Source organism: Ruegeria sp. CDSC045 (genome assembly GCF_059610725.1).
Genome location: NZ_JBXWOE010000003.1, coordinates 291,395 through 313,643 on the forward strand (window position 1 = coordinate 291,395; position 22,249 = coordinate 313,643).

Sequence of the window (22,249 nt, forward strand, 5' to 3'; positions counted from 1 at the left end):
CTGGATCGAATATGGTAATTTCTTTGCGCAAAGCGCGTACCCTTATCCGCAAAGCCCTTGAAAAAGGGCGCGAGTTGGGGCTGAAACCCCTCTCGGTCATCGTTCTTGATGCTGGTGGCCACGTCATCGCGTTTGAGCGTGAAGACGGTGCTGCCCCTGGTCGTTTTGCGATTGCGCAGGGCAAGGCCTACGGCTCGGTCATGCTGGGGATGGCGGGCACAGCCCAGATGCAACGCGCCGAGGCGCAGGCCTATTTCATGGCCGCCGTAAACGGTGTTTATGGCGGTCAGGTCGTGCCGGTTCCGGGCGGTGTCCTGCTGCGTGACCGAAAAGGTGCCGTAATTGGCGCAGTCGGTGTGACCGGCGACACGTCGGATAACGACGCCATCGCTGCCATGGCCGGGATCGAAGCGGCCGGGTTGACTGGCGAAGTTTGACCTTTGGTGAACTCGGAGAGCCGGCAAAAGCTCTCCGATCTTTACGAGGCACAAGCGGCGCGCAAAGCGAATAGGGCCTATTCGGCGGTGGTCCGATCAGACCCCTTGTTGTGCAGGAGTGAACAGAGACTTGCGCTGACACACAGGCTATGTGCTATTGCGCGCCTGTGACCCTGTCGATACCTTTCCCGGAACGTGCGGAAAGAACTAGGAAAGAATAATGGCTCGACCTGTCGTCGGTATCATCGGCAATTCATATTTGATGAACGATCAATATCCGACTCATGCTGGCGGCACGATGAACTCGGACGCGGTGGCCAATGTCTCGGGTTGCTTGCCGATGCTGATCCCTGCCGACCCGCGGTATGTCTGTGTTGAGGAACTGTTGCAAGTCTGTGATGGCTTCCTGCTGACAGGAGGACGCCCCAATGTACATCCCGAGGAATATGGCGAACCCGCAACCGAAGCGCACGGTGATTTCGACCGGGCTCGCGATGCGATCACGTTACCTTTGGTGCGGGCCTGTGTCGAAAGGGGGCAGCCCTTTTTCGGTATCTGCCGCGGCTTTCAAGAAGTTAACGTGGCCATGGGCGGAACACTTTATCCGGAAATCCGGAATTTGCCGGGGCGAATGAACCACCGGATGCCACCCGACGGCACGTTGGAAGAAAAATTTGCCCTGCGCCATGTGGTCAACCTGACCGAGGGGGGCGTGTTTCATCGGTTGATGGGCGCTGCCGAGGTGATGACCAACACGCTGCACGGGCAGGGGATCAAAACTGTTGGACATCGCATTGTGATTGACGGCGCTGCACCAGACGGTACGCCCGAGGCGATTTATGTGCAGGACGCGCCCGGTTTCACCCTGTCGGTGCAATGGCACCCGGAATGGGACGCGGTCAATGACCCTGTCTCGCGGCCGCTTTTTGAGGCGTTTGGCGATGCGGCACGCGACTGGTCCGCAGGAGTGCGATCGGGATTGGTTAAACAAACCGCCTGAGTCCCTGCGCCAGCCCTGATTGAAGGGACCGGCGCTTTGCTATCAAACCAGCAGATTGAATTGATTGATCAATGGCAAGCTGCGGGCGCGCTTGCCGGTAAGGTCGAACAGGGCGTTGCCAAGCGCTGGCATCGACGGAGGCGTTCCCGGCTCGCCCACACCACCCAGATGGCGGTTGGTTTCCAGAATACGAACCTCGGTCACCGGGGCGTTATGCATTCGCAGCGCGTCATAGTCGGGGAAGTTAAATTGCTCGACCTCACCGTTGGCGAAGGTGATCTCACCCATCACGGCTGCTGACAGGCCATAGATCATGCCACCGAACATCTGCGCTTCGACCGTTCCCGGATCCAAAGCAAGACCCACATCACAGGCAATCCACGCTTTTGCGATGCGAACGGTGCCGTCCTCATCGACCACCTCGATCACCTGCGCTACCGGGGTGCCAAAGCTGTAGGTCATTGCTACGCCACGACCAAAACCGGCAGGCGTTTCACCCGTCCAACCTGACATTTCCTTGACGGCTTGCAGGACAGCTGCCGACGGCGCGTGCTCGGTTTGGGCCAGCTCAAGACGGAACTCCAGCGGGTCGCGACCGGCGGCCAGGGCCAGCTCGTCCATGAATGTCTCGTGGAAGAACCCGTTATGGCTATTGCCGACCGAACGCCAGAACCCGACAGGTACATCCAGATCGGCGATGTGGCCGCTGACGCGGTAGTTCGGCACGGCATAGGGCTGGTTAAAAAGACCTTCGACCAGGACCTTGTCGGGGCCAGCGCCGGGCAGGCCCGAGATGCGTTCCACGGCCTGTTGCGTGCAGGATTGCGATGCAACTCTGGCGTCGATCAGAACCGCCTTGCCGTCTTTGACCGCGCCACGCATCCGCGCCAGTGCACCGGGCCGGTAGAAGTCATGGCGCATGTCCTCCTCGCGGCTCCAGGTGGTCTGGACCGGAGTATTGGGCATGGCCATGGCGACTTTGGTGGCGATTTCGATGAAATCCAGCTCTCCACGACGACCAAATCCGCCCCCAAGATAGGTGGTGTGAATCTCGACCGCTTCTTTATCCAAATTCGCCGTGTTTGCAGCGCGGGTCAGAAGGAAGGTCGGCGCCTGGTTGCCACACCACAGCTCGAGGTTGGAACCAGTGAACAGCGCGGTGGCGTTCATCGGTTCCATCGTGGAATGCGCCAGATAGGGTACCTGATATTCAGCGGTAATTTCGGTGGCCCCTTCGGGCAAGGTTTCAACATCGCCATCGTCACGCATGGTCGAATTTGGCGAGTCGTCAAACGCCTCGGCAATTTTTGCGAATATACCGTCAGTATCCGGCGGGTATGGGGCGTCGGCCCAATCGACGTCTATTGCCTCAACCGCTTGAATGGCCAGCCAGGTGTTATTGGCAATAACGGCCACGCCGTTGCCCAGATCGACCACCTTCTCTACGCCGGGCATGGATTCCGCAGCGCTGGCGTCAAAGCCGTTCATCGCACCGCCCAGTTTCGGGTTCATCCGAACCGACGCGAATTTCAGACCCTCGGGGCGCACGTCAATGCCGAACTCAGCCGTGCCCGTGGATTTTCCAACCATGTCGACTCGTGGCAGGTTCTGTCCCAGCAAACGCCAGTCTGAGGGATCGCGCAGCTCGACCTGCATGGGCTCGATCTGTCCGGCGGCCTCAGCCAGTTCAGTATAGGGAATGCGCGTCCCGTCCGGCGCGATCACGGCGCCGTTTTCGGTCTTCAACTGGTCACGCTCCAGGCCCAGACGATCAGCCGCTGCTTGTTTCAGCGTTTCCCGGGCTGTGGCCCCGGCTTCCCGCATGCGTTCGAACCCATCGCGCATCGAGGTCGAGCCGCCTGTGACCTGCAGACTGACAACCTTGCCCAGAACGCCCAGCGACTGTGCCAGATTGTGCTGGAAATTCGAGATGTCATATCCCTTGTTCGGCAGGCTCTCACCCAAAATGGCCGAGTTGTAATAGGCGGCTGCCGCAGGCCCGTGAAGGACCCGGATATCGTCCAATTCGACGTCCAGTTCTTCGGCAATCAGGGCTGCCCAAGTGGTCATTACGCCCTGTCCCATCTCGGCACGTGGCGCGAACAGGGTTACGCCCTGCTGATCAATCAGGATGAACGGGCTAAGCGCGGTTTCCCCATCGCCAGGCTTCAGCGGGTTGGCTGCCGGGCGGCTGACATAATAGGCGCCAAACGCGACGCCGCCAACAATGGCGGCTGAGCCGATAAGAAACGTGCGGCGAAGAATTTTTCCTACGGAAGCCATCGCTTATGCCTCCTTCAGTCTGGAGGCTGCGTCATGGATCGCGGCACGGATACGGGGATAGGTGCCGCAGCGGCACAGATTGCCCTGCATCGCATCGTCTATGTCCTGATCCGTGGGGCTGGGGTTCTCGGCCAATAGCGCGGCGGCTTGCATGACCTGACCCGATTGGCAATAACCGCATTGCGCAACCTGATGGTCAACCCAGGCCTGCTGTATCTTGGCCATCGCATCCGGGCTGCCCAGACCTTCGATTGTGGTGACGTCACCCCAGACATCGGACAAGGCAACCTGGCAAGAGCGCACGGCTTCTCCGTCTATATGAACGGTACAGGCGCCGCATGCCGCAACCCCGCAGCCAAACTTGGTGCCGGTCAGTCCGATCTCGTCGCGCAGAACCCATAAAAGGGGGACATCCTCGGGTAGATCGACCTTATATGACGTCCCATTTATCTTTAAGCTGGCCGTCATAGCTGCGTCTCCCTCTTGGCATTTAGTGACGTTCTGACATAAATGGGTGTGAGTGTCAGAGTGTCAACTGACAAATTGAGTGAAAAGTGTCAAAAGGTTCAGATGAGAGATTTCGTGCTAGACGCAAAGTGCCTTGCCATACTGGATTCGGCGCGTAAGGCATTCGCGGCTTACGGCTTTAAAAAGACGTCGATGGATGAAATCGCAAAGGGCGTGGGGATCTCGCGCCCGGCATTGTATCTGTATTTCGACAACAAAGAGGCAATCCTGCGCAGACTCACCGAGTTGCACTATGAGGAGAAGATCGAAGCCGTTGCGAAAGCCCTGCAGGCAGACGGCTCGGTTTCGCAGATCATCGGCCAGGCAATCCACGTGCAGACCGATGGTATGGCTCAGATCATGTCCTCTCCACACGGGATGGAACTGTTAGATGCAGGAAAGTCGCTGGCCTCGGATATCATCACGCAGGGCGAGGCCCGGCTGCAATCTTTATATACCGGGTGGCTACAGAAAGAAGCGTCGAATGATCGTGCCCGTTTGTTTGATGGCGCAAGAGAAACTGCGGAGACCATTGCCTCTGCGCTGCGGGGAAACAAAATCAGCGCGACGGATTTTCAAGAATTCGACCGGATGAACTCGAACCTTGCCGCCATGATTGGTGCAGCGTTGGAAATCAGGTAACCCGCTGTCTGACTTTGAATTCCGGTGCGTCCCATAACCGGTTGGTCATGATGTCGGCCAGAATGTCCACCGCGCCGTTTACATCCTGCTCATCGATATAGAGCGGGGTGAACCCAAAGCGCATGATGTCCGGGGCGCGGAAATCACCGATCACGCCGCGCGCGATCAAGGCCTGCATTGCGGCATAGCCATCGGCGAAACGGAATGAAACCTGACTGCCACGCTGCGCAGGGTCGCGGGGGCTGGCCAGTTTCAGGTCAGGGCAGGTGGCCTCGACGCCCGAAATAAACAGCTCGGTCAGTTCGATTGACTTGGCGCGCACGTCCATGATGTTGGCCATGTCCCAGATGTCCATCGCCGCAGACAGCGCGGTCATCTGGATGATCGGAGGTGTGCCGACACGCATCCGTTCGATACCCTGTCCGGGGCGGTAATCTAGATCAAACGTGAACGGGGCTTCATGGCCCAGCCACCCGGATAATGCAGGGCGCACGCGATCCGCATGGCGGGGCGCCACATAGATGAACGCCGGCGCGCCAGGGCCTCCGTTCAGATACTTATAGCTGCAGCCAACGGCAAAATCCGCATTGCAGCTGGACAGATCAACCGGGATCGCCCCTGCGGAATGGGCCAAATCCCAAACGGTTATTGTGCCGTTCGCATGGGCCTGTTCCGTCAGCGCCTTCATGTCATGGATCCGGCCAGACCGGTAATCGACCTCGGTCAGCATCAGAACCGCGACGTCTTTGGTGATGTTTTCGGCAACATCCTCGGGTGCGACCACCCGTAATTCGTACTCCGATCCGAGTGAACGCAGCAGACCGTCGACCATATAAAGGTCCGAAGGGAAATTGCCGTTATCAGACAGCACAACCTTGCGGTCGGGGCAAAGCTCCAGCGCCGAGGCAACAGCCTGATAGACCTTGATCGACAGGGTATCGCCGGTCACGATGGTACCCGGTTCCGCCCCGATCAACCGTCCGATACGGTCGCCAAGCCCGGTCGGAAGCCCCATCCACCCGGCCTTGTTCCAACCGGTGATCAGCATTTGACCCCATTCGTGTGTCATCATTCCACTCACCCGTTCGGCGGCAGCACGTGGCAATGGGCCAAGCGAGTTGCCGTCCAGATAAATGGTTCCATTCGGCAGATCGAACATGGCTTTGGTTGCAGCGAAATCAGTCATGGAGGTCCTGTGCAGAATTCTGACAAATGTCTGACTAAAGGGCTATCTGATCAGTTCTGCCGTGTCTACGCGTTCGGCCGAAAATGCACAGATGCGACTAACTGTGGTTTTGCTTTCGTGGATGCAAAGCGGTACATACCCCGACAAATGCGACATCCATACCGCAGGACCAAAGGAGCAAGCATGAAGCGCAAACTCGACATCCCGCCCGCTTGGTTGGCGGCCTTTGCCGTTCTCGCCTGGCTGCAGGCGAACTATGCGTCCTTCGGTCTGTCGCTGGCCAGCGGGTTTACCGACCTGCTCAGCGGCCTTCTGATCGGGGGCGGCGTCGTTCTTGTCGTGCTGGCGATTGCCGAGTTTCGTCGACATCGAACAACCGTCCTGCCGCATGAAACTCCATCGAGTCTGGTTCAAACAGGTATCTTCAAGCGCAGCCGCAATCCGATCTACGTTGGCGATGTACTTATTCTGGCCGGCTTGATTCTGCGTTTCGACGCGGTGCTGTCCTTGGTGTTGATGCCTGTTTTTGTCTGGATTTTGGAACGCAGGTTTATTGTGCCGGAAGAAAACCGTATGCGCCGTGCCTTTCGCACGGATTTCGCCAGATATGAAAGGCAAACCCGCCGCTGGATCTGAGGTGGACGGGATTTTACACGACGTAACAATGCTGCGCTTGCGAAATAATCTTGCGCAGTTAAAACTGGTTCTTCAGATAGAATGCCAACTATCCTTGCGAACTGACCGAAAATTAGGGGGACGCGCCGTTGAAGATTGGAACGCCAAAGGAAACATTTGACGGTGAGAACCGGGTCGCGATGACTCCGGATTCAGCCCGTCAACTGCAAAAGCTCGGGTATGAGTGCCTGATCGAGAAAGGGGCCGGCGCTGCGGCCGGGTTCTCGGACGCCACATATAAAGAGGCGGGTGTCGAGGTTATCGGAACCGCGGCGGCGCTGTGGAAAGCCGCCGACATCGTCGCCAAGGTACGTCAGCCAAATGAAACCGAGCTGAAGCGTCTTGCCAAGGGCAAGACATTGATCTCGTTCTTCAACCCCGCAGGGAATGAAAAGGGCATGGAGGCCGCCAAGTCCAAGGGCGCCAACGTGATCGCCATGGAAATGGTGCCGCGTATCAGTCGTGCCCAGAAGATGGACGCTCTGTCGTCGATGGCCAACATAGCGGGCTACCGCGCGGTGATCGAAGCGGGTAACAACTTTGGCCGGTTCTTCACCGGTCAGGTGACGGCTGCTGGTAAAGTACCGCCTGCCAAGGTTCTGATCGTAGGTGCCGGTGTGGCCGGTCTGGCCGCCATTGGCACCTCGACCTCTCTGGGTGCGATCACCTATGCGTTCGACGTACGCCCCGAAGTGGCGGAGCAGGTTGAATCCATGGGCGCCGAATTCGTCTATCTGGACTTCGAAGAAGACCAGCAGGACGGCGCGGCAACCGGCGGTTACGCGAGTGTTCAGTCCGATGAATTCCGCGAGGCACAGCTGGCCAAGTTCCGCGAGCTTGCTCCGGAAATGGACATCGTGATCACCACCGCGTTGATCCCCAACCGCGAAGCGCCCGAGCTTTGGACCAAGGACATGGTCGAAGCGATGAAACCGGGTTCGGTGATCGTGGACCTTGCGGCGGAAAAAGGCGGCAACTGCAAGCTGACCGTTGCTGACGAGAAGATCGTGACCGATAATGGCGTGACCATCATCGGCTATACCGATTTCCCAAGCCGGATGGCGGCACAGTCTTCGTCGCTTTACGCAACCAACATCCGTCACATGATGACAGACCTGACGCCTGAAAAGGACGGTCAGATCAACCATGACATGGAAGACGACGTGATCCGCGGCGCAACCGTGACGCATGCAGGTGAAATCACCTTCCCGCCACCGCCGCCGAAAGTTCAGGCGATTGCCGCTCAGAAAAAGCCTGAGGTCAGGGAGCTGACCCCGGAGGAGAAAAAGGCGCAGGAAGTTGCGGCCTTCAAGGCGCAAACCAAACAGCAGTTCACCTTGCTGGGTATCGGCGGTGCGCTAATGCTGTTGATCGGTCTGATTGCTCCGGCCAGCTTCATGCAGCACTTCATCGTCTTTGTGCTGGCGATCTTCGTGGGATTCCAGGTGATCTGGGGCGTCGCGCACAGCCTGCACACGCCTCTGATGGCGATTACCAACGCGATCTCGTCGATCATCATCGTTGGCGCAGTGATGCAGATCGGATCCGGGTCGTTCCTGGTTATTCTGCTGGCGGCTCTGTCCGTATTCATGGCCGGGATCAACATCTTCGGTGGCTTCCTCGTAACTCGGCGCATGCTTGCCATGTTCCAGAAATCTTAAGGAGGCCGGGCACATGGATTATGGCTTCACCACTGCCGCCTACGTTGTTGCGGCTGTTCTGTTCATCCTCTCGCTTGGCGGCCTGTCGAACCAGGAAAGCGCCAAGCGCGCTGTCTGGTATGGCATCGTCGGTATGGCGCTGGCGGTTTTCGCTACGCTGGTCGGCCCCGGTTCGGGCTTGTGGCTGCTGTCACTGCTGCTGATCATAGGTGGTGGTCTGATCGGTCAATATGTGGCGCAGCGCGTCCAGATGACCGAGATGCCACAGCTTGTGGCTGCGATGCATTCGCTGGTTGGTTTGGCGGCTGTGTTCGTGGGTTTCAACGCGCATTTTGAAATCAAGAATGTCGCCGAAGTTTTTGCGGTTGTTGATGCCGCCAAAGACGTCGACCTGTCCGACCTGGGCGCGTTTGCCAAGCTGATCGCCAAGAAGACAGCGGCAGAGCTGGCAATCCTGCACGTGGAACTGTTCCTGGGCATCTTCATCGGCGCGATCACCTTTACCGGTTCGGTCGTGGCTTATGGCAAGCTGGCTGGCAAGGTTACATCGACGGCAACCAAACTGCCCGGTGGTCACGCGCTGAATGCGTCTGCGGCGGGGCTCTCGCTGATCTGTCTGGTTTGGTACACGTCCACGGGCGGATTCCTGCCCCTGTTCCTGATGACGCTGGCCGCCTTGTTTATTGGTTATCACCTGATCATGGGCATCGGCGGTGCCGACATGCCGGTGGTTGTGTCGATGCTGAACAGCTATTCAGGCTGGGCGGCTGCGGCCATCGGCTTTTCGCTGGGCAACGACCTGCTGATCGTGGTCGGTGCGCTGGTGGGCTCGTCCGGTGCGATCCTCTCCTACATCATGTGTAAGGCGATGAACCGGCACTTTGTCAGTGTGATCCTGGGTGGCTTTGGTGGTCCGCAAGGTGAGCAGATGGCTGTCGAAGGCGAGCAGATTGCAATCGAGGCCGACGGTGTTGCCGCAGCCCTGAATGACGCCGACAGCGTGGTGATCATTCCGGGCTATGGCATGGCCGTGGCGCAGGCACAGCAATCGGTGTCCGAACTGGTTCGCAAGCTGCGGGCGCAGGGCAAGAATGTGCGCTTTGCGATCCACCCGGTTGCCGGTCGTTTGCCGGGCCACATGAACGTTCTGCTGGCCGAGGCCAAGGTGCCGTATGACATCGTTCTGGAAATGGACGAGATCAACGAGGACTTCCCGGAAACGGATGTTGCCATCGTCATCGGTTCGAACGACATCGTGAACCCTGCAGCGCAGGAAGACCCCAACAGCCCGATCGCCGGTATGCCGGTTCTGGAATGCTGGAAGGCCAAGCAGGTGTTCGTGTCCAAACGTGGTCAGGGTACGGGGTATTCGGGTATCGAAAATCCGCTGTTCTTCAAAGAGAACACCCGCATGTTCTATGGCGACGCGAAACAGTCGCTGGACAAGCTGCTGCCGATGATCGATTGATCTAAAGCCTCAACCAAAATGCAAAGGGCGCCTTCGGGCGCCCTTTTCTTGTTTGTCATGTTGGGGGCTTTGCCCCCAAGCCTCCAGGAAATTTCTGGCCAGATGAGGCGGACGGAATGTGGTATCCTTGGGCTATTATAGAGAGACTAGGAGGTGCCCCATGGAAAAGGTCAACGGCATAGGTGGCGTGTTTTTTCGCGCCAGAGATCCGGAAGCGCTGCGGGATTGGTACGAGACCCATCTTGGCGTTCATCATTACGATCCCGTCCCCTGGAAACAGCGCGAAGGCTATACGGTCTTTGCCCCGTTTGCGCAGGACACCGATTATTTTGGCCGCGCCGAGCAGCAGTGGATGATCAATTTTCGGGTCGACGATCTGTCTGCCATGACGACCCAGTTGCAAGCCGCAGGCATTGCCGTCGAGACCAATCCGGAATGGGATAGCGAGGTTGGAAAATTCGCACGTATTCACGACCCTGAGGGCAACCCAATCGAACTGTGGCAGCCAAATCAATGACATAAGGGGTTTGTATACCGTAGTATCCATGTAAGCTATTGAAATAAAAAGATAATTGATGTATTTTTGAACTGTCGTATAGTGCGCCGGACAACGCCGGAGCATTCAATGACGCCGATCGACGATCATCCATTGCGCTATTCGCTGGCCAACGAGTTGCATGCGCGCCCGTTTCCCGTGGCCTCGACGCCATGCACCGTTGCGTTTTTGGCCATCAAGAAACCCGTGGCGGCGGTAGCGCGGGACCGGAGCGAAGACATTGCCCATCTGGTCAATCTTTTGGACCGACACGGTGCGCAGCACCCGCAGCCGGACGCGACGCATTACGCTGGTCAGATCGGGCGTCACTGGCTCAAGTGGGAGCAGCACACGGAATTTGTGACCTATACGGCGATCACCCGGAATGTCAGTGACCGGGCCTTCAACCCCGCTGATTTTGAGGCTTTCCCACCTGATTGGCTGATGGCCAGCCCGGGCCAGAGGATAACCTCGGCCATGGTTCGGGTGACTGAAAGACCAGATGATGAGGCGGTAAAAGCCGCGCTGGCCGAATGGTTCGAACCCGAAAGCCTTGCGGTTGCGCGCGTGCTGGATGATGCTGCGATTTGTGCCAGTGACTTTCGGATTGATCCGGCTGGGCATATGCGCTTCGCGCTCTTCGTGACCAAGGGAACAGGACAGCGCCGAACCGGGCGCATCATCCAGCGCCTGTGCGAGATCGAAACCTACAAAGCCATGTCCATGTTGGGCTTTGCTCGAATCAAGCAACTGATGCCGAAAATCGGAGAGCTGGATGGAAAGCTGACCCGGCTTATGGGGCAGATGACAGATAACTCGGCGCATCCTGACGAACTACTGCCGGATCTGCTGTCAACATCCATCGAATTGGAAACACTTTCTGCCCGATGCGCATTTCGCTTTGGGGCTACCGGGGCCTATGAGGCCATCGTGAACCAACGGATCGAGGTATTGCGCGAGGAAAGGTTCGAGGGCCGTCAGTCCTTTGCTGATTTCATGATGCGCAGGTATGAGCCCGCAATTCGGACAGTGAAAGCCACGGAAAGTCGGCTGCAGACCTTGTCCGACCGGGCGATCCGGGGGGGTGAGTTGCTGCGGACCCGGGTAGATGTGGAACGCAGCGCCCAGAATCAGGCCTTGCTGGAAAGTATGGACCGCCGTGCTGATCTGGCCCTGAGGTTGCAGCACACAGTCGAGGGGCTTTCCGTGGTGGCGATTAGCTATTATGCGGTCTCACTGGCCAGCTATCTGTTGTACCCGTTGACCGCCACCGGGATCAGCAAGGGGATGCTGACCGCGGCGGCAACCTTGCCGGTTGTCCTGTGTGTCTGGCTGGGTATCAGGCATATACGAAAGCGGTTGGCCTAATCCGCGTTTGCTAAACCTTCCCTAGGCTGTAGAACTGACAGGTGCGGGCGCGGAGCAAAGGAAAATACGTGATCGGAATTATGGCCGCTTGGCGGGCCGTGGCGGCCATGTTCATTTTGAACGGCGCTTTGTTCGGGATCTGGGCCTCGCGTATTCCCGCAGTCAGGGATCACCTGGACCTGTCGCACGAAGCGCTTGGCTACGGCTTGCTGTTCATGGCGGCTGGGGCTGTGTGTTCGTTCCCGGTTACCGGACGTCTGACAGATCGGTTCGGGGCTGTGGTGATCACACGGATCATCGCCATTCTTTATACCGCCTCCCTTATCCTGCTGGCCTTTGCCGGAAGCTTTTGGGCGCTGGCGTTTTTCCTGTTCGTATTCGGGGCCTTCCACGGCTCGATGGATGTGGCGATGAACGCCTGGGCCGCCGAGGTTGAGCGCGCCTATGACAGGCCCGTCATGTCGTCGTTCCACGCCATGTGGAGCTTGGGGGCGGGTTTGGGCGCGTTGAGCGGATTTGGCGCGGTGCAAGCGGACCTGACGGTGATGCAGCACTTTTTGCTGGCCGGTGGCCTCGTGGTTGGGCTGACATTGGCCCTGTCCCGGGTGCAGTGGAATTCGCGCCGTGTTGCGCCCTCGGGCGGGGCGGTTTTTGCCCTCCCGTCGGGTGGGTTGATACTTGTCGGGTTCTTTGCCCTGTGCGGGGCGTTGGGTGAAGGGGCCGTCGCAGATTGGAGCGCGATCTTCCTGCGGGATGTGACCGGTGCGCCCGAAAGTGTCGCGGCGCTGGGATTTGCGGTGTTTTCGGTCACGATGGTCGCCTTCCGTCTTGCAGGCGGCGTCGTGATCGCGCGGTTCGGACCAACCGCAACGGCCCGTTTCGGAGGGGTATGCGCCGCCTTGGGGGTGCTGGCTGTGGTCTCGGCCGATGGCCCCGGGATTGCTCTGGTTGGGTTTGGACTGATGGGGCTTGGATATGCAGTGATCATGCCGGTTGCGTTCAGCAGGGCGGCAAATGATCCGCATGTCCCGCCTGGTCAAGCCATCGCCAGCGTGGCCACATTAGGGTATGGCGGGTTGTTGATTGGCCCGCCCCTTATTGGGTTTCTGGCAGAGATGCTTACATTGCGTGTTGCATTCATGGCCTTGCTGCCGCTGGCTGTTTTCATTGTCCTGTTGTCAGGCGCGTTGCGTCCCGGTGACAGCGACGAACGATGATTTTGGGAGATACACATGCCGATCAAAAACCGGTTCGCAGAACTGCAGAGTGAAATCACGGAATGGCGGCGTGATATCCACCAAAATCCAGAGATCCTGTTTGAAACCCATCGCACCAGTGCGCTGGTGGCGGAAAAGCTGAAAGAGTTCGGTTGCGATGAGGTGGTCACCGGAATTGGCCGAACGGGCGTGGTGGGTATGATCAAGGGCAAGGCGGACACGGGCGGCAAGGTTATCGGTTTGCGTGCCGATATGGATGCGCTGCCGATCCATGAGGCGACCGGATTGGACTATGCCTCGAATACCGATGGGGCGATGCACGCCTGCGGCCATGATGGTCATACTGCGATGTTGTTGGGGGCGGCGAAATACCTTTCGGAAACACGGAATTTTGACGGGACAGTGGTGGTCATTTTCCAACCTGCCGAAGAAGGTGGCGGCGGTGGTCGTGAGATGTGTGAAGACGGGATGATGGATCGCTGGGGCATTCAGGAAGTATACGGAATGCATAACTGGCCCGGCCGTCCGGTGGGCAGTTTCGCCATCCGTCCTGGCGCATTTTTCGCAGCTACTGATCAGTTCGACATCGTTTTTGAAGGCAAAGGCGGCCACGCAGCCAAGCCGCATGAAACCGTGGATACAACGGTGATGGCGGCGCAGGCGGTTCTGGCGCTCCAGACCATCGCGGCGCGAAACGCTGACCCGGTGGATCAGGTGGTTGTTTCGGTGACCTCGTTCGAAACCTCTTCAACCGCATTCAACGTGATCCCTCAGACTGTAAAGCTGCGCGGTACGGTCCGTACAATGAGCCGGGACATGCGAGACATGGCTGAAAAGCGCGTGACCGAGATCTGCACCGGAGTGGCCGCCACATTCGGAGGAGCTGTTGAGGTGACCTATTACCGGGGATATCCGGTAATGGTGAACAGCGATGATCAAACCGATTTCGCAGCCCAGGTGGCGCGGTCTGTCTCGGGCGATTGTGACCAGGCTCCGCTGATCATGGGCGGCGAGGATTTCGCCTTTATGCTCGAAGAACGCCCCGGCGCTTATATTCTGGTGGGCAATGGGGACACCGCTGCAGTGCATCACCCTGAATACAACTTCAATGATGAGGCCATCCCTGCAGGATGCAGTTGGTGGGCCGAAATCGTTGAACAAAGGATGCCAGCGGCGTGATCCCAAGGGGCAGGCAGATGCTCTGTCCCTAAACGCCGGTGGTCTTCAGATTTAGCCGGTCGCACAGGGTCTCGACAATGGAATCGAGCGCGGATTTCTGCGTGTTGACGCAGGATTTTGCGGCATCGCGCGCAGTATCCAGCGCGTCCTGATCGCTGAGCCAGGTCGTGACCGCGTCTGCCAGGGCCTGCGCCGAGTTCACCTCAACCGCGCCGCCGGCCTCGATGAGCGGCGCAAAGGTTTCGGCAAAGTTGAAGTATCCGGGACCGGTTATTACTGCCGCCCCGGCCTGAGCGGGTTCGAACGGGTTATGTCCGCCGATCTCATGCAGCGAACCGCCCAGAAATACGATCGGGCAAAGCGCGTACCACGTGCCAGTCTCGCCCAGTGTGTCGGCAACATAGACCTGTGTTTCGGTGTCGATACGCCCTTCGGATGTTCGGAATACGGCAGTTTGAACAGCCTGTTTCAACAGCGCAGCCACATCCTGCCTGCGTTCGGGGTGGCGCGGGATCAACAGCAGCAGAAGGTTGGGCCAGCGCTCCAACAATTTCGCATGGGCGGCCAGAACAATCTCTTCTTCTCCGGCATGGGTCGAGCTGGCGATCCACACAGGACGCCCTGCAATCTGGGTCTGAATATCTTCCAACACAAAATTATCGACCGGAAGCGGATCGGACATCGCTTTGAGGTTGGTTCCCGGTTGCACGCGGTCCGCCACAGCCCCCATGTCCACCAGATTAGCGGCGGTTTTGCCATTCTGGGTCAGGAACAGGCTGAAATTGTCCAAAATGAATCGTGCGGTTTGCGGCCGTTTTTTCCAACCTTCGACGGATTTCTCTGACAGGCGGGCATTCAACAGGGCCAGAGGGATTCCCCGTCCAGCCGCGTCAACGATCAGGCGTGGCCAGATTTCGCTTTCGACAAATACTCCGGCTTCGGGGCGCCAGTGATCCAGAAATCGCCGGACCGGCCCTGCGGTGTCCAGCGGCGGATACTGGTGTCGCGTACGGGGTGGCATCCGTTTTTCGATCAGCGCCGCCGAAGTTGGGGTGCCCGAGGTCACCAGGAACTGGGCATCCGGCAGGCGTTCACCCAGCCGTTTGATCAGGCTGATGACCGACAGGGTTTCCCCCACACTTGCAGCGTGGAACCAGATCAATCGGCCCTTGGGGCGTGGTAGGCTGGCATGGCCGAGCCTTTCATGCTGACGAATTGTCGGGACATCTGCCGCCAGGAGTTTCTTGCGCACGGTGCGCCAAGCCAAAGGTGCAGCAACGGCGGTCAGGCTGCAATACAAACGGTAAAGCAGCGTCGGCTGGCCAGAGGGGGCGGTCATGTCAGCCGCCCGTATGGCTCATGTGGCGGCTCATCTTGCCGTCGACCGCCTGGCGGGAATAGTCGAAGTCGTGACCTTTGGGCTTAAGATTTATCGCCGCGCGGACGGCCTGTTCCAGCGGCACCTCGGTATCGAGATGATCTCGCAGGGGGGCACGCAGATCGGCCATGTCCTCTTGCCCCAGACACATATACAGCTCACCCGTACAGGTCAGGCGGACGCGATTGCAGCTTTCGCAGAAATTATGCGACAGCGGTGTGATAAAGCCGATCTTCTGGCCCGTTTCTTCAAGCCGCGCATATCGCGCGGGTCCACCAGTGCGTTCTGCCAGATCGGACACGGTATAGTGGCTTTCGTATTCCTTGCGGACATCCTTGAGCGACCAGTACTGATCCAGACGGTTCTCGTTCCCTATATCGCCCATCGGCATTACCTCGATCCAGGTCAGATCCATGTCGCGCTCAGCGCACCATTGGGTGATTGTTGGAAGTTCGGCCTCGTTGAACCCCTTCAGGGCCACAGCGTTGATCTTGACCCGCAGGCCAGCCTTTTGGGCAGTATCAATTCCGTTCAGAACCTGTTTCAACCGGCCCCAACGGGTGATCTGGCTGAATTTCTCATCATCCAACGTGTCCAGCGACACATTCACCCGGCGCACGCCCGCCGCATAGAGATCGTCAGCAAAGCGGTGCAGTTGCGAGCCATTGGTTGTCAGCGTCAGCTCTTTCAACGCGCCGCTGTCCAGATGCCGGGTCATGGCATTGAAGAATGACATGATGTTTCGGCGGACCAGCGGCTCGCCCCCGGTGATGCGCAGCTTTTCCACGCCCATCTTCACGAAGGTCGTGCACATACGGTCCAGCTCTTCCAGCGTCAGCAGGTCCTTTTTCGGCAGGAACTTCATGTCTTCGGACATGCAGTAAACACAGCGAAAATCACAGCGATCCGTAACGGAGACGCGGAGATAGGTGATGGCACGTGCGAACGGGTCGATAAGCGGAGCTGTCATGCGTCATACGTAAAGCGGCGACTGGCCTGCGACAAGCCTGAACTGTGCTTTGTGCTGGCACAGTCCTGTGAGGGGGGCTAAGTTCAGGCCATGAAATACGCTCTGCTGACCATTTGTATCCTTGTTGCGGGCTGTGACACTGTCCGCTCGACAACTGATCGGGTTTTCGGTCGCGACAAACCTGCGGCTGAACCAGAGGTTGCCGCGGAAGCAGACGTCACCGAATCCGTTCGGGTCCCCGCAACCGCCGCAGGTTGGGTTGGCGCCAAGACCACCATTGCCAGCTTAGGTGACCCGACAACGCCGGGACGCTGGATGGAAACGCCTTTGGTCGAGACAGAGTTCACGGGTCGCGTTGTCGTGCCCAGAACAGGGGCGCAGGCCTATATCACGCTGGTCCCGGCCCGTGGGCCCCAAGGCAGTGGAAGCAGGCTGTCGCTGGATGCGATGCGGGCGCTGCTTTTGCCTTATGACGAACTTGTCGAGCTGGAAGTTTATTCCAACTGACCTTTCAGATATTTGCCAGCTTCACGCCGAGCAAAGGGCTTCATGGCCGCACTATGGTCGCGCAGAAAGTTAACCACTCGGTCCGCGTCATGTTTCGACAACTCACGCAGCCACCAGGCAACGGCTTTCTGGATGAACCAGTCGCGGTCAGACACATAACCCGCTGCCCAGCCAAGAATACGGTCGCGCCGGTTCAGGTCTTCTGGCTTAGGGTGGTTCTGCTTGGTCCAGGGCAGGGTGGCGACCAGCGCGGCGCGCCGTGTCCACATATGGTCTGACGCTGTCCAGCTTTCGACCTGATCCAACCGCGCCGGGTCCGCAGACAAGCGTTTCTGCATCGCCATACAGGCGTGATCTGCCACCGCCCAGGCATCGAAATCTGGCAACCAGCTTTGCAGCAGGTCCCAAGCAGCCTCATCGGGGCGGATACGGGCTTGGGTCAGCAACTTGGCTGCGGCCAGACGGCCCTCATGGATATCGGTCTGCCAGAGGGCGTCAGCCAGATCCACCCGCGCAGCAACGTCCAGTTCCTGTCGCCATAGTTTGGTCAGGTCGTTCAGAACCGGATTTGCAACGCCCAGATAGAGGCGTTCGACCTTGTGATAAGCCGCCATCTGCACGGCGCGCTCGGGGTCGGCATGGGCCCGGATCTGGTCAAGATAGGTGACGGGCGTCATTGGTCCGCAGCGCGTGTTGGCTTGCCGTCGATCGTCTGATGGTTCCGCTCAACCCAATAATCGCGGATATCGTCATCGGACTTACCGTCGACCCATTTCTGCATCGTGTCCCGTTCGGACTGGTATTCCATGAACGGTACGGCATACCCGCAAGAGGTCTGAACCATGTCAATCGCAATGTCATAGATCTGGCGGGCGCTGCGGTGGTCGGGAAACAGCCCGGCCAACGCGTCCCAGCCCTCGTCCCCGGCATGCAATGTACGCGCGGTGCCATAGGTCCTCAGGATCAGCGGGCGTGTGGTGAAGGAACACCACATGAGGGTCATGCGATTGACCTCAAGCAAATGCCCGGCGGTTTCATTGCCACTGCCGGTCAGGTTCATCCAGACAATCCGATTGGGCCCCAGTACCCGCAGCGAGTCCATCCCTTTGGGAGAGATATTGACCCGTCCTTCAGGTCCGGCGGTGCCGACGAAGAACAGATGCTGATCCTCGATAAACTTGCGATGGGCGTCATCCAGCGCCGGAAATTGCTTGGACATGCGTCACTCCACCGTTACGGATTTCGCCAGATTGCGCGGCTGGTCCACATCCGTGCCCTTGGCCACCGCCGTATGATAGGCCAGCAGCTGAGCGGGCACCGAATAGAGGATCGGCGCAAGGCTGGGGTGCACATGCGGCATGCGGATCGTGCTCCAGACCCCGTCTTCGGCCTCGGCGATGCCGTCATCATCGGACACCAGGATGACTTTACCCTTGCGTGCCATGACCTCTTGCATATTCGACACGGTTTTGTCGAACACCGTGTCTCGCGGGGCCAGAACCACCACGGGCATGTGTTTGTCAATCAGGGCAATGGGGCCGTGCTTTAGCTCACCCGAAGCATAACCTTCGGCATGGATATAGCTGATTTCCTTGAGTTTCAGCGCCCCTTCCATCGCCAGCGGGTACATCAGGCCGCGTCCCAGAAACAGAACATCGCGCGCCTCGGACAAGCGCTGGGCGGATTTCCTGATGGCCCGGTTCTGATCCAACGCGGTGTTCAGCACCGAAGGCAGCCCGCGCAATGCGGCGGCGTGATCGGCAAGTTCCTCGTCGCTCAACGTGCCACGGTCCGCGGCAGCCTTGAGCGCCAGCATCAGCAACACGCTCAGCTGACAGGTGAAGGCTTTGGTCGAGGCGACGCCTATCTCGACCCCGGCATGGATCGGCAGGGCGATGTCACTTTCACGTGCGATCGAGCTTTCTGGAACATTGACGACTGAGACGACCTTGTCCGCTTTGCCGTCGCAATACCGCAGGGCGGCCAGCGTATCGGCGGTTTCACCCGATTGGCTGACAAACAGCGCCATAGTGCGTTCCGGGATCGGAGGTTCACGATAGCGAAATTCGCTGGCGATATCGACTTCGACCGGTATTCTGGCAAGTTGCTCGAACCAGTATTTGGCGGTCAAACAGGCGTAGAAAGCAGTCCCGCAAGCGACCATCGTCAGACGGTCCAGCTTGGTGAAATCCAGATCCCCCGGCAGAACGACCTGATCCCCGGCAGAGGGCAGGTAGGACCGGATCGCCTCGGCAACCACAATCGGCTGTTCCGCGATTTCCTTGGCCATGAAATGCTTGTGCCCGGCCTTGTCGGCGCGGCTGTGATCCACTTTGATCTTGCGGGTTTCGCGATTGGCAAGCTCACCTGCTTCGTTGCGGATTTCCAGCGATGTGCGGGTCACAACCGCACGGTCACCTTCTTCCAGATAGGTGATGCGATCCGTCAGCGGCGCTAGCGCGATGGCGTCCGAGCCGACAAACATCTCTCCGTCCCCGTGCCCGATTGCCAGTGGCGAGCCTTTGCGCGCGGCCACGATCAGGTCATCTTCGCCGTCAAACAGAAAGGCCAAGGCAAATGCGCCGACCAGCCGGTCGATGGTTTTATAGGCGGCTTCAACCGGGGGCAGCCCTGATTTGAGGTAATGTTCAGCCATCAGGGCGACGGTTTCCGTATCGGTTTCGGTTTCGAACCCGATCCCGTGTTCCGCCAGCTCTGTCCGCAGCTCTCGATAGTTTTCAACGATGCCGTTGTGAACAACGGCAACCGGCCCGGCCCGGTGGGGATGCGCATTCGAAACTGTCGGCGCGCCATGGGTGGCCCAGCGGGTATGGCCGATACCGGATTTACCGGGAAGCGGGTCATGCACCAGCAGGTCGCTGAGGTTTACCAGCTTGCCTACAGCCCGACGCCGACCCAGGGATCCGCCATTGACCGTAGCAATGCCTGCACTGTCATACCCCCTGTATTCCAGCCGTTTTAGGGCCTCGACCAGGATGGGGGCAGCTTCGTGCTTGCCCAATACGCCTACAATCCCACACATCTGTCAGGCTCCTTTGTCGCGACGAGCCTTCTTCGCCGTCAACATGTCAAACAATTTACGCGCATAACCGGGCTTGTTGTCCTGCTTGGCGCGCGCAACGGCCAAAGCATCCGCTTCCACATCGCGCGTCACCACGGTTCCGGTGGCCGTCATCGCGCCGTCACCAATGGTGACAGGTGCCACCAACATGGTGTTCGATCCGACAAAGACGTTCTGGCCGATGGTCGTTTGGTGCTTCATCACGCCATCATAGTTGCAGGTGATCGTGCCCGCGCCGATATTTGTCGCCGCCCCAACCGTTGCGTCCCCGATATAGCTGAGATGGTTGACCTTGGCGCCTTCGGCGATTTCAGCATTCTTGATTTCAACAAAATTTCCGACGCGGGTGTTTTCTGCCAGCTCAGCGCCGGGGCGCAGGCGGGCATAGGGGCCGACGATGGCGCCGCGGCTGACATGGCAGCCCTCAAGATGCGAAAACGCGCGGATCGTTGCACCGCTTTCCACCGTGACACCGGGGCCAAAGACCACGTTGGGTTCGATCACCGTATCGCGGCCAATGACGGTATCAGCGGCCAGATAGACGGTTTCCGGCGCCATCAGCGTGACCCCCAAATCCAGCAGTTCGGCGCGGGCACGGGCCTGAAAAACCGCATCCGCAGCGGCCAGGTCAACGCGTGAGTTCACACCCAGCGTCTGTGCCTCGTCACAGGCGACTGCGGTGACATTCAGGCCACGGGATCGGGCGATTGCCACGACATCCGGCAGGTAATATTCACCGGCGGCATTGTCATTTCCCACGCTGTCGATCAGCGAAAACAGTAATTCAGCGTCACAGGCCAAAAGACCAGAGTTACAAAGTGTTATATCGCGCTCTTTATCCGAGGCGTCTTTGTATTCGACGATGCGTTCAAGGGCCTGTCCGTTCATGACCAACCGGCCATAGCGTGCAGGATCTGCGGCCTCAAAACCCAGAATAACCAGATCGTTCTTGGCCCGCGCTTCGATCATACGTTCCAACGTATCGGGTTGCAAAAAGGGCGTGTCTCCGTACAGAACAACCACGTCGCCGTTGAAACCCTGCAGCGCTTCGCGCGCCTGTGCGACAGCATGGGCGGTGCCCAGCTGTTCGGCCTGAATGGCGATTTGTGCGGTCTCGTCCTCGGCCAGGGTTGCTTTGGCAACGGCTTCGGACCCGTGCCCGGTGACAATGACGGTCCGCTCGGGCGACAGAACAGCACCAGCGCGCATGGCATGGACCAGCATAGGCGCCTGAGCAATCGGGTGCAGGACTTTCGGGATATCCGAATTCATCCTGGTGCCTTTACCGGCAGCAAGGATGACAAGGGCGATACTCATGAAATCGTTTTCTCTTTGTGTTTTGTTGCAGTCCGTTTTATCCGCTGAGGGTAAAGTCGCAAGCGGTTCAGCCATCAAACTAGATTGCCGTTTGCAACAAGACGTGGCGAAAACCCGCCGAGGCAGGAGGCGTAATGCGAACAGTCATCTTTGATCTGGACGGGACACTGGCGGATACTTCCGGGGATTTGCTGGAGGCCGCAAACCATTGTTTTCGCGATATGGGGCACGGCGATGTGCTGGTCCACGGGCAGGATGCTGGCATCGCTTTGCGTGGTGGGCGGATGATGCTGACCCACGGTTTGAAGCGGGTTGGGGCCTATGACGAGCAGGCTGTTCACGCTTATTACCCGATGCTTTTAGAAGCGTACTCGGAGGCGATTGACACCCATACCCGGTTTTATCCAGGCGCGCTGGACGCGGTTGGAAAGTTGAAAGAGGCCGGCTATGGCGTTGGTATCTGCACTAATAAACCCGAGGCTCTGGCACATCAGCTGCTGACCCAAATGGGTGTGCGCGACCGGTTCGGCTCACTCGTCGGCGCGGATACTTTGCCGGTTCGCAAACCCGATCCGGAGCCCCTGCGTGAAGCTGCCCGCCGGGCCGGCGGACACCCGGATCTGTGCGTTCTGATCGGGGATTCCGACACCGACCGGAATACGGCGCGTGCTGCAGGTGTACCATCGGTGCTTGTAACATTCGGGCCATCTGGCGACGACATGGCTGCGCTGAAACCCGAAGCGCTGTTGCATCATTTTGATGACCTGCCGAAACTTGTTTTTGATTTGGTCGGAGCTGCAGCCTGACCCCTTGACCCCGGCCCATCGCGGCCTCAAG

Annotated in this window: 21 protein-coding genes; 12 read left to right on the forward strand and 9 right to left on the reverse strand. The window is 58.7% G+C overall.

The window, feature by feature from the left end; genetic code table 11:
* Nucleotides 1-11 precede the first annotated feature (11 nt).
* On the forward strand, nt 12-437 hold the full coding sequence (locus AC2FH6_RS08700; protein ID WP_271950308.1) for a GlcG/HbpS family heme-binding protein: 426 nt from the start codon (nt 12-14) through the stop codon (nt 435-437).
* Between the two features lie 220 nt (nt 438-657).
* Nucleotides 658-1,437 (forward strand): gamma-glutamyl-gamma-aminobutyrate hydrolase family protein, encoded by a 780-nt coding sequence (locus AC2FH6_RS08705; protein ID WP_496694845.1) that lies wholly within the window; start codon nt 658-660, stop codon nt 1,435-1,437.
* 42 nt (nt 1,438-1,479) lie between these two features.
* Here AC2FH6_RS08705 and AC2FH6_RS08710 read toward each other — a convergent pair whose 3' ends face one another.
* Together AC2FH6_RS08710 and AC2FH6_RS08715 are read right to left on the reverse strand one after the other, a co-directional pair.
* Complete coding sequence (locus tag AC2FH6_RS08710; RefSeq protein WP_496702121.1) at nt 1,480-3,720, reverse strand: xanthine dehydrogenase family protein molybdopterin-binding subunit; 2,241 nt, start codon at nt 3,718-3,720, stop codon at nt 1,480-1,482.
* A gap of 3 nt (nt 3,721-3,723) precedes the next feature.
* Nucleotides 3,724-4,188 (reverse strand): (2Fe-2S)-binding protein, encoded by a 465-nt coding sequence (locus AC2FH6_RS08715; protein WP_142634955.1) that lies wholly within the window; start codon nt 4,186-4,188, stop codon nt 3,724-3,726.
* A gap of 114 nt (nt 4,189-4,302) precedes the next feature.
* Between AC2FH6_RS08715 and AC2FH6_RS08720 the strand changes: the two genes are divergently transcribed.
* Complete coding sequence (locus AC2FH6_RS08720; protein WP_246097152.1) at nt 4,303-4,869, forward strand: TetR/AcrR family transcriptional regulator; 567 nt, start codon at nt 4,303-4,305, stop codon at nt 4,867-4,869.
* On the opposite strand, the gene kynU is transcribed toward AC2FH6_RS08720, so the two are convergent.
* A complete protein-coding gene (gene kynU, locus AC2FH6_RS08725; protein WP_496702123.1) occupies nt 4,862-6,055 on the reverse strand; it encodes a kynureninase in 1,194 nt (397 codons plus the stop codon). The two genes, AC2FH6_RS08720 and kynU, sit on opposite strands and share 8 nt — an antisense overlap.
* Before the next feature lie 183 nt (nt 6,056-6,238).
* On the opposite strand from kynU, the gene AC2FH6_RS08730 reads away from it, so the two are divergent.
* From AC2FH6_RS08730 to AC2FH6_RS08760, 7 genes are all read left to right on the forward strand, one after another.
* A complete protein-coding gene (locus AC2FH6_RS08730; RefSeq protein WP_496702125.1) occupies nt 6,239-6,691 on the forward strand; it encodes a methyltransferase family protein in 453 nt (150 codons plus the stop codon).
* A 128-nt stretch (nt 6,692-6,819) separates the two neighbouring features.
* On the forward strand, nt 6,820-8,391 hold the full coding sequence (locus tag AC2FH6_RS08735) for a Re/Si-specific NAD(P)(+) transhydrogenase subunit alpha (RefSeq protein WP_496701713.1): 1,572 nt from the start codon (nt 6,820-6,822) through the stop codon (nt 8,389-8,391).
* A 13-nt stretch (nt 8,392-8,404) separates the two neighbouring features.
* On the forward strand, nt 8,405-9,859 hold the full coding sequence (locus AC2FH6_RS08740) for an NAD(P)(+) transhydrogenase (Re/Si-specific) subunit beta (RefSeq protein WP_496690868.1): 1,455 nt from the start codon (nt 8,405-8,407) through the stop codon (nt 9,857-9,859).
* A 160-nt stretch (nt 9,860-10,019) separates the two neighbouring features.
* Nucleotides 10,020-10,376, forward strand: coding sequence for a VOC family protein (locus AC2FH6_RS08745; protein WP_142634943.1), 357 nt, complete (start codon nt 10,020-10,022; stop codon nt 10,374-10,376).
* 108 nt (nt 10,377-10,484) lie between these two features.
* Nucleotides 10,485-11,762 carry a DUF3422 family protein gene (locus AC2FH6_RS08750; protein ID WP_142634941.1) on the forward strand — a complete coding sequence of 426 codons (1,278 nt, stop codon included), beginning with the start codon at nt 10,485-10,487 and terminating at the stop codon, nt 11,760-11,762.
* Between the two features lie 68 nt (nt 11,763-11,830).
* Entirely contained in the window at nt 11,831-12,979 is a 1,149-nt protein-coding gene (locus tag AC2FH6_RS08755; RefSeq protein WP_281972794.1) for an MFS transporter, read from the forward strand.
* A gap of 15 nt (nt 12,980-12,994) precedes the next feature.
* A complete protein-coding gene (locus AC2FH6_RS08760; protein WP_281972795.1) occupies nt 12,995-14,158 on the forward strand; it encodes a M20 aminoacylase family protein in 1,164 nt (387 codons plus the stop codon).
* A gap of 28 nt (nt 14,159-14,186) precedes the next feature.
* Here the strand turns inward: AC2FH6_RS08760 and AC2FH6_RS08765 are convergent, their stop codons facing one another.
* Both AC2FH6_RS08765 and moaA read right to left on the reverse strand, forming a co-directional pair.
* On the reverse strand, nt 14,187-15,497 hold the full coding sequence (locus AC2FH6_RS08765; RefSeq protein ID WP_496690865.1) for a 3-deoxy-D-manno-octulosonic acid transferase: 1,311 nt from the start codon (nt 15,495-15,497) through the stop codon (nt 14,187-14,189).
* Nucleotide 15,498: 1 nt separating this feature from the next.
* Nucleotides 15,499-16,506 carry a GTP 3',8-cyclase MoaA gene (moaA, locus tag AC2FH6_RS08770; RefSeq protein WP_496694854.1) on the reverse strand — a complete coding sequence of 336 codons (1,008 nt, stop codon included), beginning with the start codon at nt 16,504-16,506 and terminating at the stop codon, nt 15,499-15,501.
* A gap of 90 nt (nt 16,507-16,596) precedes the next feature.
* Here moaA and AC2FH6_RS08775 point away from each other — a divergent pair, with 90 nt between their 5' ends.
* The gene (locus AC2FH6_RS08775) at nt 16,597-17,013 is read left to right on the forward strand and encodes a hypothetical protein (RefSeq protein ID WP_496690863.1); all 417 of its coding nucleotides are present in this window, start codon (nt 16,597-16,599) and stop codon (nt 17,011-17,013) included.
* Here the strand turns inward: AC2FH6_RS08775 and AC2FH6_RS08780 are convergent.
* The 4 genes from AC2FH6_RS08780 to glmU are packed head-to-tail and all read right to left on the reverse strand — an operon-like array spanning nt 17,001 to nt 21,412.
* Nucleotides 17,001-17,690, reverse strand: coding sequence for a DNA alkylation repair protein (locus AC2FH6_RS08780; protein WP_271950220.1), 690 nt, complete (start codon nt 17,688-17,690; stop codon nt 17,001-17,003). The two genes, AC2FH6_RS08775 and AC2FH6_RS08780, sit on opposite strands and share 13 nt — an antisense overlap.
* A complete protein-coding gene (locus tag AC2FH6_RS08785) occupies nt 17,687-18,232 on the reverse strand; it encodes a pyridoxamine 5'-phosphate oxidase family protein (protein WP_496702129.1) in 546 nt (181 codons plus the stop codon). The genes AC2FH6_RS08780 and AC2FH6_RS08785 overlap by 4 nt, the downstream gene beginning before the upstream one ends.
* A 3-nt stretch (nt 18,233-18,235) precedes the next feature.
* Complete coding sequence (gene glmS / locus AC2FH6_RS08790; protein ID WP_142634924.1) at nt 18,236-20,056, reverse strand: glutamine--fructose-6-phosphate transaminase (isomerizing); 1,821 nt, start codon at nt 20,054-20,056, stop codon at nt 18,236-18,238.
* 3 nt (nt 20,057-20,059) lie between these two features.
* Nucleotides 20,060-21,412: a bifunctional UDP-N-acetylglucosamine diphosphorylase/glucosamine-1-phosphate N-acetyltransferase GlmU gene (gene glmU / locus AC2FH6_RS08795; RefSeq protein ID WP_271950216.1), complete on the reverse strand. Its 1,353-nt coding sequence runs from the start codon at nt 21,410-21,412 to the stop codon at nt 20,060-20,062.
* 134 nt (nt 21,413-21,546) lie between these two features.
* Between glmU and AC2FH6_RS08800 the strand changes: the two genes are divergently transcribed.
* The gene (locus tag AC2FH6_RS08800; protein WP_142634920.1) at nt 21,547-22,218 is read left to right on the forward strand and encodes an HAD-IA family hydrolase; all 672 of its coding nucleotides are present in this window, start codon (nt 21,547-21,549) and stop codon (nt 22,216-22,218) included.
* The last annotated feature ends 31 nt before the right edge of the window (nt 22,219-22,249 follow it).

Coding starts and splice junctions, on each gene's coding strand:
- AC2FH6_RS08740 (WP_496690868.1), top strand. CDS start 8,405: ATGGATTATGGCTTCACCACTGCCGCCTACGTTGTTGCGGCTGTTCTG.
- AC2FH6_RS08730 (WP_496702125.1), top strand. CDS start 6,239: ATGAAGCGCAAACTCGACATCCCGCCCGCTTGGTTGGCGGCCTTTGCC.
- AC2FH6_RS08785 (WP_496702129.1), bottom strand. CDS start 18,232: ATGTCCAAGCAATTTCCGGCGCTGGATGACGCCCATCGCAAGTTTATC.
- glmS (WP_142634924.1), bottom strand. CDS start 20,056: ATGTGTGGGATTGTAGGCGTATTGGGCAAGCACGAAGCTGCCCCCATC.
- kynU (WP_496702123.1), bottom strand. CDS start 6,055: ATGACTGATTTCGCTGCAACCAAAGCCATGTTCGATCTGCCGAATGGA.
- AC2FH6_RS08750 (WP_142634941.1), top strand. CDS start 10,485: ATGACGCCGATCGACGATCATCCATTGCGCTATTCGCTGGCCAACGAG.
- AC2FH6_RS08780 (WP_271950220.1), bottom strand. CDS start 17,690: ATGACGCCCGTCACCTATCTTGACCAGATCCGGGCCCATGCCGACCCC.
- glmU (WP_271950216.1), bottom strand. CDS start 21,412: ATGAGTATCGCCCTTGTCATCCTTGCTGCCGGTAAAGGCACCAGGATG.
- AC2FH6_RS08705 (WP_496694845.1), top strand. CDS start 658: ATGGCTCGACCTGTCGTCGGTATCATCGGCAATTCATATTTGATGAAC.
- AC2FH6_RS08760 (WP_281972795.1), top strand. CDS start 12,995: ATGCCGATCAAAAACCGGTTCGCAGAACTGCAGAGTGAAATCACGGAA.
- AC2FH6_RS08745 (WP_142634943.1), top strand. CDS start 10,020: ATGGAAAAGGTCAACGGCATAGGTGGCGTGTTTTTTCGCGCCAGAGAT.
- AC2FH6_RS08715 (WP_142634955.1), bottom strand. CDS start 4,188: ATGACGGCCAGCTTAAAGATAAATGGGACGTCATATAAGGTCGATCTA.
- AC2FH6_RS08710 (WP_496702121.1), bottom strand. CDS start 3,720: ATGGCTTCCGTAGGAAAAATTCTTCGCCGCACGTTTCTTATCGGCTCA.
- AC2FH6_RS08775 (WP_496690863.1), top strand. CDS start 16,597: ATGAAATACGCTCTGCTGACCATTTGTATCCTTGTTGCGGGCTGTGAC.
- AC2FH6_RS08800 (WP_142634920.1), top strand. CDS start 21,547: ATGCGAACAGTCATCTTTGATCTGGACGGGACACTGGCGGATACTTCC.
- AC2FH6_RS08700 (WP_271950308.1), top strand. CDS start 12: ATGGTAATTTCTTTGCGCAAAGCGCGTACCCTTATCCGCAAAGCCCTT.
- moaA (WP_496694854.1), bottom strand. CDS start 16,506: ATGACAGCTCCGCTTATCGACCCGTTCGCACGTGCCATCACCTATCTC.
- AC2FH6_RS08765 (WP_496690865.1), bottom strand. CDS start 15,497: ATGACCGCCCCCTCTGGCCAGCCGACGCTGCTTTACCGTTTGTATTGC.